The 11198-nt window shown below is 67.5% G+C and carries 10 protein-coding genes and 3 pseudogenes; 6 read left to right on the top strand and 7 right to left on the bottom strand.

The annotated features are described in order from the left end of the window. Positions 1-53 precede the first annotated feature (53 nt). From IE249_RS40385 to IE249_RS33825, 4 genes are all read right to left on the bottom strand, one after another. Positions 54-365: a DUF8825 domain-containing protein gene (locus IE249_RS40385; RefSeq protein WP_506367960.1), complete on the bottom strand. Its 312-nt coding sequence runs from the start codon at positions 363-365 to the stop codon at positions 54-56. A 167-nt stretch (positions 366-532) separates the two neighbouring features. After that, complete coding sequence (locus IE249_RS33835) at positions 533-2296, bottom strand: trypsin-like serine peptidase (RefSeq protein WP_229859889.1); 1764 nt, start codon at positions 2294-2296, stop codon at positions 533-535. A gap of 534 nt (positions 2297-2830) precedes the next feature. Then, positions 2831-3394, bottom strand: a complete 564-nt coding sequence (locus IE249_RS33830; RefSeq protein ID WP_189711069.1) for a DUF4232 domain-containing protein — start codon at positions 3392-3394, stop codon at positions 2831-2833. Between the two features lie 940 nt (positions 3395-4334). Beyond that, on the bottom strand, positions 4335-4490 hold the full coding sequence (locus IE249_RS33825) for a hypothetical protein (protein WP_189711067.1): 156 nt from the start codon (positions 4488-4490) through the stop codon (positions 4335-4337). Between the two features lie 171 nt (positions 4491-4661). On the opposite strand from IE249_RS33825, the gene IE249_RS33820 reads away from it, so the two are divergent. Both IE249_RS33820 and IE249_RS33815 read left to right on the top strand, forming a co-directional pair. Continuing rightward, positions 4662-5027, top strand: a complete 366-nt coding sequence (locus IE249_RS33820) for a hypothetical protein (protein WP_189711065.1) — start codon at positions 4662-4664, stop codon at positions 5025-5027. A gap of 442 nt (positions 5028-5469) precedes the next feature. Then, on the top strand, positions 5470-5934 hold the full coding sequence (locus IE249_RS33815; protein ID WP_189711063.1) for a hypothetical protein: 465 nt from the start codon (positions 5470-5472) through the stop codon (positions 5932-5934). 204 nt (positions 5935-6138) lie between these two features. Here the strand turns inward: IE249_RS33815 and IE249_RS33810 are convergent, their stop codons facing one another. From IE249_RS33810 to IE249_RS40230, 3 genes and pseudogenes are all read right to left on the bottom strand, one after another. Beyond that, positions 6139-6516: a hypothetical protein gene (locus IE249_RS33810; RefSeq protein ID WP_189711061.1), complete on the bottom strand. Its 378-nt coding sequence runs from the start codon at positions 6514-6516 to the stop codon at positions 6139-6141. 143 nt (positions 6517-6659) lie between these two features. Next, positions 6660-7346 carry a hypothetical protein gene (locus tag IE249_RS33805; RefSeq protein ID WP_189711077.1) on the bottom strand — a complete coding sequence of 229 codons (687 nt, stop codon included), beginning with the start codon at positions 7344-7346 and terminating at the stop codon, positions 6660-6662. A gap of 258 nt (positions 7347-7604) precedes the next feature. Then, a pseudogene (locus IE249_RS40230) lies at positions 7605-7753 on the bottom strand (IS1380 family transposase); the annotation flags it as partial. A gap of 892 nt (positions 7754-8645) precedes the next feature. On the opposite strand from IE249_RS40230, the pseudogene IE249_RS39420 reads away from it, so the two are divergent. The 4 genes and pseudogenes from IE249_RS39420 to IE249_RS33790 form a co-directional block, all read left to right on the top strand. Beyond that, positions 8646-8870 (top strand): annotated as a pseudogene (locus IE249_RS39420) (SAM-dependent methyltransferase); the annotation flags it as partial. Between the two features lie 249 nt (positions 8871-9119). Continuing rightward, positions 9120-9299, top strand: a pseudogene (locus IE249_RS33800) (bile acid:sodium symporter family protein); the annotation flags it as partial. Between the two features lie 216 nt (positions 9300-9515). Continuing rightward, on the top strand, positions 9516-10169 hold the full coding sequence (locus IE249_RS33795) for a response regulator transcription factor (protein WP_189711059.1): 654 nt from the start codon (positions 9516-9518) through the stop codon (positions 10167-10169). Continuing rightward, on the top strand, positions 10160-11198 hold a 1039-nt coding region (locus IE249_RS33790), incomplete at its 3' end, for a histidine kinase dimerization/phospho-acceptor domain-containing protein (RefSeq protein ID WP_229859887.1). The genes IE249_RS33795 and IE249_RS33790, both read left to right, overlap by 10 nt.

Below are 11198 nucleotides of genomic sequence, written 5' to 3'. Positions count from 1 at the left end.
ATCTCCACTACGCCCGGAGGTCCCTTCATGATCAACAACCGGTAGCGGGCGTGTCACCAACCTCCCGGCCGAGTACACCTAGCGCAACTCTTGGCGCAACCTCGTGCTCCCGGTCGACCGGAGCGACGGGTCACGCGGCCCGGGCGGCTCCGTTGGCGCGGGTGAGGTGGCGCAGCGCGGACCGTGCCGCCGGCACCGAGGGGACGTCTCCCAGTAGGGGTGCCACCCAGCCGGACGGACAGGAGCAGCAGGCGGCGGCGCAGGGCGGTGGTGTTGCGGGGGCGGGGTGCGGCGAGCGCTTGGTAGGTGTCGTTCCAGGCTGTTTGCGTCTGCACCAGGTCGTCGGGGAAGTCGGTCAGGTCCATACTCGTATCAGATCACTTGTTCGAATTACGTGTCACTTCGGACACGCCCCCGGTGTGGCAGTCCGCCGACTATGCGGCGGTGCTCCGGCGTGGTGGGCGACGAGGGGGAACGGCCAGGCGCATTGCCTGGCCGTTCCGTTCCGTATCCGGGTGCCGGAATCGGTTTCTCAGGCGTGCGGAACCAGGTTGTGCTCAGTGCCCAGGGTGCTCACGCCGGTGTCGGCGTACAGCGTGGTCTCACCGTCGGACCAGCGGATGACGAGGTCGTCGGTGCGGTGGTTATGGGTGAAGTCGCCGGTCGTCATGACTGTGTTGTGGGTCCACAGGCTGTTGGAGTTCTGGATGCGTGCCTCGGTGCCGAGGGCGGCGGTGGTGGTCCCGACGTAGTTGTCGAGTTCGCCGTCCGACCACTGCACCATCAGGTCCCATTCTTGGTTGCCGGAGTACTCGCCGGCGGTCAGCAGGGTGGCGTTGGTCCAGGTGGAGTTGGGGTCCTTGAGCTTGTGTTCCTGCCCGAAGCCTCCGGCGCCCACGTTGCTGTAGAGGGTGAGTTCGCCGTCGGACCAGCGCACCATCAGGTCCGTGACATAGGTCGAGGCGCTGAAGCGGCCTGCGGCGATCTGGGTCGCGTGCTCCCAGATGGTGTGGGGGGCTGCCAACTGGGTGCCGGGCACGTTGAGGCCGTTGGTGCCGACGTCGCCGTAGACGGTGACCTCGCCGTCGGACCAGCGGACCATGAGGTCGAATTGGTTCGATCCGGTGAAGTCGCCCGCAGTGATCGTCTCGGCGTGGGTCCAGGTCGTGTTGGGGGCCACCATCTGGCGTTCGGTGATGAAGTGGCCGTTGCCGTCGTTGGTGTAGAGGGTGACCTCGCCGTCGGTCCACACCACGATCAGGTCGCTGTGTCCGGAGCCGTTGAAGTCGCCGGCGGGCATCAGCTTGGCGTTCTGCCACGTCGTGCCGCTGCCCATGGAGTAAGGCAGGGGCGGCTGGTGGTAGGGGCCGTGGTCGGTGTGCAGGCCCTGCCGGGCGTCGTCGTAGTCCTGGAAGAAGCGGTCGCCGTGCAGCGGGCTGTAGGTGATCCGGTTGTACAGCGGATTGTCGGCCTTCACATCGGGACCACCCTCCAGGAAGCCGCCCACGTTGCCGATGATCTCGCCGGTGTCGCCGGAGGCGTCGAACTTGGAGAACCACGGTCCGCCGGAGACCCCTCCCCACATGCCGGCGCAGTCGATCTGCATCTGGTTGTAGGCGGGCAGGGGCTGCGTCCAGGCATTCGGGCAGTGGAACGCGCTGTCCTGCGAGTCGTACTTGACCATGGGGTAGCCGATCACGGTCACCTGATTGACGAACCCCGGTGTCCGGGCGAGGGTGTTGGCACCCACGACGTCCTGGATGTTGCGCCCGCCGCTCTCCTTCAGGCTCGCGAAGGCGAAGTCCAGGTCCGAGTTGGCGCTCCGGTCCGCGGCGTACTGCGAGTCACGGAACCACTCCTTGACCGGCCAGATGCCGTACGGCTGGTCGCCCGCCGTCTTGGTGTGGTCGTACTTGGGCACAAACGCGGCCTTGGCACCGAGGCAGTGACCGGCGGTGAGGATGAGGTTGTGCCCTCCGCTGCTCACCACGCTGGCGGTGCAACTGTGGGCCTTCATGTCGTAGCTCTGGTTGAACAGCGTGCCAACGGATTTGATGCCCCCGAAATGCTCACCGTCGATGGCGGTCAGGGACCGCTTCTTGTGCGGTGCCGTCCAGCCCTTCGGCTGCGCGATGCGGCCTGAGGGGTCGGTGGCCGAGGCCATGCGCTGGGGCGTCCAGAACCGGATGGCGTCCTGAACCGTCCAACTGCCGCTGTTGGCCGACGAGGACGTGACGGACACCGACGGGCTCGCGACGGCGGTCGTGTGGTCGGTGCGGTCCGGCGTGACCGTCACCTGTCTGGTGGGGGCCGGGGCGGGCGTGGCGGCTCTGGCCGCGGCGGCGTTGCCCAGAAGAAGTGCGGCGCACAACGCGAACGCACCCCCCAGGCTTATTCGTGTATTATACAACTTAATTTGCTCCAGGTGATACAGGCCGAAGAGCTCGATGAGTCCGGCCCACGCAGAGAATGGACGGCCGGCACGGAGGGCACGCCCGGGTCTTTCCGACAGGAAGCCCAGTTCCTTGGTACGGAGCGGGGTGAAGGCGTCTCAGCCACGGCGGCTGATCGTGGTCACCGCTCGGGCATACCGGGCGTCATGACAGATGACAGGCTTGGCAGACGGCCCGACTGGGGCCGTTCGATGCGCGGGCCCTCACCTGTGGATAGGCAGGGAAGTCCCCATGATCCAGTCCAGCGCACAGCGCACCCCCCGATGCATTCCCCCCCCGCCGCCCCGTGAGACGGCACCCGGCAGACCATGGTCAGCGGTCACCGGTGCCATCATGATCGCACAGCAGTCGAATGTACGTACTGCTTTTATTGCCGTCTACTGCGGACGGGGTGCGCCCATGTGAATGGTGTCGCAGAACACCGGGGTCACATGCCGACCGTGCGGGTCGGTGATCTGTAGCGACGCGCCATAGTCGGCAGACGCGGGGTGCGGTGGCAGCACCTCGATGCGCGGAGCGTCGTCGACCGGGATGGCGCAGGAACCATCTGCGGAAGGAAACGCCGGGTAGAAGAGCGGGAAGTTCACTGTTTTGCCATGGTTCAACAACAGCCGGACCGGCGCCTTGGCCTTCGGCTCCGACCAGACGGCAGGGCCTTTGCCAGCGTACGCATGCATCTTCGGATAGCCATCGAATGCGCAGGGCGCCGGACTGGTGTTGGTCACGCTCAGCAGAGCCGTCGGCACCTTGCCCGGCTTGTCGGCGAGGAGTATCAGCTTCCATCGCAGCTGCGCGGTCCCGCATGCGGCTCCCGCCGACGCCGTGGGGGACGCACTGGTCCGTCCCCGACCGGGGTTCGCCGTCGTCGCCTGGGACGACGGCCCGGTGCCTGGCTTCCCGGCGTCCTGATGCGCCGGCCCGCACGCCACAGCGGCCGTCATCAGCGTCAGGCTGATAGCGGAGACAGCCGCTGTCCGCCGTGCCACGAGGACTCCCCCTGGGGAAGCGACCCTTGCGGAGGCCGGGTGCCACCGCTCCTGCCTCCCGGACAGGGAGATGCGTTCGTCTCCGCGAGGGTTCCTCTGGAGCGATAGCCACTTCTTCACTGCCACCAACCGTCAGGCCGCGTCGTCGAAACCGATCAGGTAGCCGTGTTTGTGTCCGCCTTCACCGCAGTCACCTCGTCCAAGCACCATCACCGCCTGGCGCGGCAAGATGCACGTCATGGACGGCGACCCCTTCTACGTGATCGCCTGAGCATCGTTACACTCGCCGCCAGGCACGGGTGTCCCGTGTCCCGGCACGCCGTCCGGGGCGCGGGACATCCTCCTCGCGCCGTGGGAGGCTTACATGCGGCCAGCGAAGGTAAGCCGAAACCCTATGGAGCCCACCTGCGTAGCGTGGAATGCTCTTGGGCGACTGCTGACGGAAGGGAAGGCGGCGCCGTGCAATCACGAGAGGACCGGTTACGTCCCGGCAAGCTCTAAGCGGCTGCGGCCCCTCTGACTGCCTGGCCCTACCGCAAAAGCTTCGCCTGGCGGCCACTACGGTGACCCGCACGGCGGCAAGCCACTGCGCTGGATGATCAACAAGAAGCAGGAAGACGCGAACCGCAAGGCAGTCTGTCCGCGCACCGCGCCGCCGGACATGCAGCGCGCCGGCCGCACCTCGTGCGAGGCACCAGCTGCACCTTCCAGTCCCGCTACGCCGACACCATCACCAACGCGGGCTTCCACATCGACACCATGGCCTACTGCTCCTTCACCGGCTGCGCCGCCGACCACCGCGGCATCGGCTACGAGGTCACCGGCACCGGAAACCAGGCCATCAGCTTCAGCGGCTGCGGCACAGAATCCAACGTGAACCGGGGAACTGCTTCACCTACAACAGCCCCAACTCGAGTGTCTGGGCCACCGGCAACGCTCGCGCGGTCAGCATCTTCGGCTTCGCCGAGAACAGCCCGGCCGTCTCGGCCACCCACTCGATCGTCGTCGACTCCGGCTGCTCGGCCACCCTCGGCGACTTCAGCAACGGCAAACCGCTGTCCCTGGCCGGCTGCACCAATATCACCAACGACACCTCCGGCGGCACCGTAGCCGCCGGGTTCGTCTACGGAGCCGGTGACGCCTACTACGAGGGCAACGTGTCCACGACCCTCCCACCCACCCCGACCCAGCACTGACGCGCAAGACCTACGTCGACTCCAAGGTGGCCCCCGCCCCGATCACGTTTACCGACGCGTCCACCATCGCCACCAACGCCGCACTCGGCAACCTCTTCCGCGTCACCCTCGCAGGCAACCGCACCCCCGGCGCACCCACCAACCCCACCGACGGACAACGCGCCATGTGGGAACTCATCCAGGACGCCACCGGAAGCAGGACGCTGACCCTCAACCCGGTGTTCGCCCTGGGCACCACCATCTCCTCCGTCACCCTCACCACAGGCGGCACCAAAACGCGACTTCCTTACCGCCCTGTACAACGCTGGCAAGAACAAGTGGTACGTCATCGAATTCGTCAAAGGGTACTGAGCCACCCGACCGGAGCTGGACCTCCACGAGAGCAGGAGTGAGCCCCGCAGCTGGCGGCTCCTGGAGCGCGCTCCTACTGAAGATCAGTGCCGGCGTCAGAGGGGGACAGCTGTCAATGGTGTTGTCCGTCGGCTTACTGCTCGGCCGAGGGCATCCTGCGGTCCATGAAGGACGTGACTGGCCTCCGACCAGGCGCTCTGAAATCGACATGGAGGCGGGTGTCGTAGTCCTCCGGGGCGAGGCCCATCTCGTGGGTCGAGTAGACCCCGAACCGGTAGACGTGCTCCGTCAGGTACGGCGAGATCCGGGCCAGGTCCAGCGGGTCGACTACTTACCCTCGACCTGCATCCGTGATGTCCATGGTGTTGTGGAAGATCAGCAGGTTGGCGAGCAGAGAGGTGAACTTCACGTCCTTCTCCTGCTCCACCGGGTCGTTGCGCGTCACGGTGCCGCGCTGACCGGCCGTTCGACGGGCGCGCTCTGGTGGCCCAGCTGCGCCGACGGCTGACGGAGGCGGCGGCGAAGGCGGACGGGGCGGTTCTCGTAGTCGCGGATGAGGCGCAGGTGCAGCATCAAGATCCCGTACGTGCGACCATTGTGAACCGAAAATTCCGCACGACGGCCGCCACGGTGGCCGCAACCTTGTTGGTCGCGGCCGCCACCCTGCCGCGCAGCGGCGCGTCCGAGAGGAAGTACCCGGACAACGACGAGCTGTTCATCGATCCGGAGACCGGAGTGCCCAAGCTCAAGCCGCTTGGCTCGGGTTACATCCCCCGCCAGCCAATGTTGTCCGCTGCAAGGTCGACGCGGTCAGGAGTGATCGCTACTGCACAGCCCGTGGGCACGGAGATGCCCATCGTGGTGACGGCTCGCCTGCCATCAGTGCTGGACCGGCCGGCCGCCGGACGACAGCAGCAGGTGGTAGCGGCCCGGGCGCAGGGGGCATGAGGTTGAGGCGGATTGGGTTTCTGGGCCGTGTCCGGATCGTTGGCTGGGCATCGACCGCCGTGTGGGGCATCACACTAGACCCAGGCGTTCAGCCCCATCCGGGACCGCCACTGGTCGATCGGGATGACGGTGCCCGCGTACAGGGGCCAGAAAAACGGAGCCGACGGTGGCCCCGCCTGATGCGGGGCCACCCTCACCAAAGGACTACTGCTGTTGGGGCGGGCTATGATCCCAGCCGACCGCGAACGACCATCTGACCTTCGGCTCGGCCGTGACCTGCAACGCGGCCGTGGCGCGGTCCTTGCTCATGTGAACCTCGTTCATGGTTGGGGAAACCTTGCCCTCTTCGCACACAAGGGGAAAGGAGATGCCTGTCGGCTTCACCTGTACGTGAAGTCGCCCCGCCCCCTGGCAGTTGATTGCGATTGCCAGGGTTTTTCCTGCACTGATTCCACCCGGGATGGGGTAAGTGGCGCTTCCTGTGATCCTGGCTCCGGTGGTCAGCGGAGTGATGCCATCGGAGGCGAGCTTCGGTGCGGTCGCGACCGACGGTCCGTGTGGATCAGCAGTTGTGCTGGGCACCGCTGTGCTGGTTGATGCGCTGGCAGCAGGGCTTGAATGGCTTTGCGCCGCGGTGCTGTTCCCGTGGGAGCTGCAGCCAGCCACGGACAGGACGGCGGCAAGTGCGCAGATGACCCCGCGGACTGGCGCGCCAGCGTGTGTCATCAGTTCGTCTCCCAGATGTACCAGCCGACGTAGTGAGGGGTGTAGCTGGTGACGGTCTTCTTTGCCGAGGTCTGGCAGTTGCTGTAGATGACGTAGCTCGTGCCCTGGTTGCGCAGACGGTAGACGCCGTAGGAGGCGTGTGTTGTCTTGTGGGCGGGGGTGTCAACCTGGATGTTGTTGCCCAGCTTGGCGGTCAGCGAGGCGGACAGGTCTACGTTGTACTTCTGCTCGATCTTGCCGATCATCGCATTGACGCTGATGGTGAGGCCCCCGCTGACGGAGATGCCCACGGTGCCAGACGCTTCTGCGGTGAACGACGACTTGGCTGTGTGGTTGGTTCCGTTGTGGTTGGCATTGGGGGCACCGACGCCCACGTGGTAATCCTTCCCCTTGGCGGTCGGCGTGTAGACGTTGACACGGTCACAGATCTGGCCGCCGGGGTGGTTGCCGGAACCGCTGTCGCCGCTGCCCGGGATGTCGGGCTGGACGTCGGCCTGGTCCGCAGGAACGTCCGCAACGTCTGTGTCGGTCGGTTCAGTTGTCTGCGGCGGTTCCGTGTTGATCATCACGCTGGTGTCTGCCGGTGTGTCGTCAGCGGATGCAATACCGCTCCCCAGGCCCAGCACAACGAGCAGTGCCGCAGTGGTCGTTGCCGCAGCACGCTTCACATCGAGATGCACGTTCATCCCTTCGCTGTCCCCTCCCCCCCCGTGGGAGCTGACATGAGCAGAACACTCACCCATGGTTTGTCGACCGGTCAAGCGACTACCCTTGCAATTGAGGAGATCCTGAGGTTGTCGCAATGATTCGGCGATGAAAAGACCTGCGATGGTGAAACTCGAAGACTGCGTACGGCTCAGCAAGCGCCGCAACTCGGGGTGGCTCCGGGTTCCACTGCTCCGGGTGTTGAGCTGCTGTCGTAGGGACAGGGAATCCGCTGGTAATCCCGGGTTCGGCAGGAATGCGAGCCGGTCGAGGCGGTGGTGATGTGGCTGGACCAGGGCCAGTGCCACGCCAGGCGGAGGATCCGCCGACGGCCCGTGGTCACGAGCTGCCTTCCGGAAGCCACGTCAAAGGGACCTCTCAACAGACGGCCGCCGAACCGCTGTTGAGGAGCCTCAGCATGGACCGGCCGCTGGCGATGTAGCGGCATCGCGTTGGCTCCAGCCAGGCCAGGTGGGAGCTGCCCACGCTGTCCGCGATCGGGCCGAGCTTGCGTCCGGAGCCCCAACGTGCCGGTCACCGTCACACTCGCTCGATAACGCGTGCCGCCCCGAACACTGCCCCCACACTGCTGTCCGGCCGGTCAAAGCCGGCCAGGCGGACGCCGCTGGCTGGCCCAGCGACTCCATCGAGCGACCGGCCCGCCTCGAGACTCGGCCAGCGGCGCCGCGAGGACGGGGACGTCGGACGGGAAGCGGGCCAGTCCCCCGGAATCGCATGCCGGCGGAAGACGGGGGCCAGCGTGGCGATCAAGGCACCGGCGCCGGTCAGGCAGCCGCCGCATAGATCGGTCCAGCGAAGGCGCCTTGGCCAGCTTCCACGCTCGCACCGCCGCCTGACCCACGCGCGCCCACGCCGCACGTCAGGCATCCGAATGGCCTCCGCAGGCGGGCGCCGGGGCGGCGACCGCCGTCGCCGTCGGATACCTCCGCGAGCCCCCGCGCTGCGCCGCACCCTGCCCGCTCCCGCGACGGGCCAACCGGTCCGCACCGCTGGCCGGATCAGCGCCCTGCGCGGGGCCGGGAGCGAGACGCACGGACGACCTGCTGCACCGTCAGGCCTGGCGGTTCCTTCGGTCTCGGGCGGCAGGGTGACGGCGCTCTTCAGGAAGCGGTAGGCGTGACGCTCGTCGGACCGTACGGCGGCCAGCGGCACACCGAGGAGATGGGAGGCCTGTTCGTCGGTGGCGCCGCAAAGGTAGCGAAGCACCATGACGTCGAGTTGAGCGTCACAGCGCACCACCCATCGAACATGGTCCGTAGGAACACTTCCTTGAGATCGTGGTCGCCCAGATCGAGCCGGAGGGGGCAGTGCGGGCTTGCTCGGAGCGGTTGTCCATCTGGCCCTACCGGTACGAGGATCTCGTGGCCCAGTTGCGGAGTGTCGGGCTCACGGTGCAGTCCACCACCTTCGACCCCGAGAGCGATGGATACCTGGTGGTCGCCAGCCGCGACCAGGCGCGAGGCACGTCTGAGCCGGCACCCTGATCCGCCTTTCGTCGTTGCCGACCTGCCGACCTGCCGGCTCGCGGCCGCCTGCGCGGGTTCTTCGCGAAGTGTTCAGCGGTTGAGGCGGGCGCTGCGGGTGCGGTCCTCGCCGCGCTGGCTTCGGACCTGCGGCCCGCGGGCTGCACCGCCTCCACCAAGGCATTCGATCCTGGACGGCACGTTGCTGCCGATCGATCGAATCGCGGCCGACTGGCCCTTCTGCTGTGGGACGGCGTGGTGCTGCCCTGCGCGCTCACCCTCGCCTGCGGCATGAAGAACAGCAGCGCCAGCGCCGTACTGATCACCGCTGTGCACCCGGACAAACCACATCTACTGCTCCGGGTCCTCGCCTACGGCCTGCTCCAGAAGACAGCCGCCAACCGAGTCGTACGGGCCCGGCCTCCCACGGTGTTGCGTTCCATCGCCTAGAACGGTCCCCGGCCCGACGCCGGGGGCCGCAGGACACCGGTGCGCGCAAGCTGTCGCAGCATGTGCCCGGGATGCGACACGCGTCGATGGCTGCGACCGTATGGTTCGACGCGGGCCGGCCCGCACGTGAGGCGGTCAACAGCGGCCTGCTCCCCACCGTCAGGCGGCTGACCAGGGCAGATGGAGAACTTGGACGGGAGTATCTAGGGTCAGCACGTGGCTTTCATCATGGTGTGTGAAGACGACGCGGCGGTCCGCGGCGTCCTCAAGCGCGCCCTGGAGCACGACGGCCACACCGTCTCCGTCGCCGCCACGGCCGACAGCCTGCTGCGGCAGCTCGCACCGGTGCCGCATCTGGTCGTCCTGGATCTCGGGCTCCCGGACGCCGACGGCCGCGACGTCTGCCTGGCCCTGCGGGCTTGCGGCGTCGACGCGCCGGTGTTGATGCTCACCGCCCTGGACGGGCTGCATCACAAGGTGGGCGGCTTCGAGGCCGGCGCCGACGACTACATGACCAAACCCTTCGACATCCCGGAACTGCTGGTCCGCGTCCGGGCGCTGCTGCGCCGGGCCACCGTGGCGCCCGCTCCGGGCGAGGTCGTCCTCGATCCGGCGAAGCACGTGGTGACCTACGATTCGGTGAGCATGAGCCTCACCCCCACCGAGTTCCGGCTGCTGGGCCGCCTGATCGCCTCGCAGGGCGACGCGGTACGCCGCCACGCCCTCGTCGCTGCCGGCTGGCCGCATGGGGCGCAGGTCAGCGACAACACCCTCGACTCTTATGTACGCCGGCTGCGGGCCAAGCTCGGTCCGCTGGGTGTGGCCGAGCGGCTGGCGACCGTCCGCGGCGTGGGCTACCGATGGCAGTGACGGGATTCCGTAAGCGGGTCGTCGCACTCACTGTGCTGATCGCCACCGCCGTGGTCGCGATCCTGGTCGTCGTCTCGCACGTGCTGCTGAGCCGGGTGACGGACGCCGACGCGCACGATCTGGCACGTACTCGCGCCGAGGCGGTCGCGGCGAACGTCACCGTCAAAGGCGGCCGTGTCGTGCTCACGGAGAACGGCAGCGAGGCGCTGGACGAGGTCGCCTGGGTGTATGCCGACGGCCGACTGATCGACGGAAACGTCCCGCCGAGCCTGGTCGATCGCGTCGAGGAGCTGGCGGACTCGAGGCGACCGCAGACCACGTCGGTCGGCGACTACCTCCTGTACGCGCGGCAGGTCCCGATCCACGGCCACCACGTCATGGTGATCGTCCGGGTGGACCTCACGCCCTACGAGACATCCGAGCAGCGCAGCCTGACCTTGTCCCTGATACTGGGTGGCCTCACGGTCCTCCTCGCCGGCGGTGTCGCACACCTCGTGGTGCGCCGCGCGCTGCGGGTCGTGCATGAGATGGCCGCCCTCGCCGACGACTGGGGCCAGCACGAACCCGGGCGCCGCTTCAATCTCGGCGTCCCCCGCGACGAGTTCGGGGAACTGGGGCAGACCCTGGACCACCTCCTGGAGCGCGTCGAGACCGCACTGGCGGACGAGCGCCGGCTCACCGACGAGATCGCCCACGAACTGCGGACGCCACTCACGGTCCTGCGGGCCGAGGCCCAGCTGGCGCAGCTGTCCGGCGAGCCGGTGCCGTCGGAGGCGGTGCTGAGCGAGGTCGACCGCCTCGATACGGCGATCACGACGCTTCTGCGCGCCGCGCGCGCACGAACGGACAAGGGAACCCGGTGCGACCTGCGCTCCGCCGCACGGCAGGCGATCGCCGGCCGCGCGGTCGAGGTCGCTTTCCCCGCGAAGGTCGAGGTCGCAGTGGCGGCCGACGTCGCCGTGTCGCTGCTGTCACCCCTGCTGGACAACGGCCTGCGGCATGCGAAGTCCCGGGTGTGGATCACCGCCC

Source organism: Streptomyces anandii JCM 4720 (assembly GCF_014650655.1).
Taxonomy (GTDB): domain Bacteria; phylum Actinomycetota; class Actinomycetes; order Streptomycetales; family Streptomycetaceae; genus Streptomyces; species Streptomyces anandii.
Note: the sequence above shows the minus strand (reverse complement) of the source record. Positions and strands in the feature narration are given on the sequence as shown.

Coding starts and splice junctions, on each gene's coding strand:
- IE249_RS40385 (WP_506367960.1), bottom strand. CDS start 365: ATGGACCTGACCGACTTCCCCGACGACCTGGTGCAGACGCAAACAGCC.
- IE249_RS33830 (WP_189711069.1), bottom strand. CDS start 3,394: ATGACGGCCGCTGTGGCGTGCGGGCCGGCGCATCAGGACGCCGGGAAG.
- IE249_RS33805 (WP_189711077.1), bottom strand. CDS start 7,346: ATGAACGTGCATCTCGATGTGAAGCGTGCTGCGGCAACGACCACTGCG.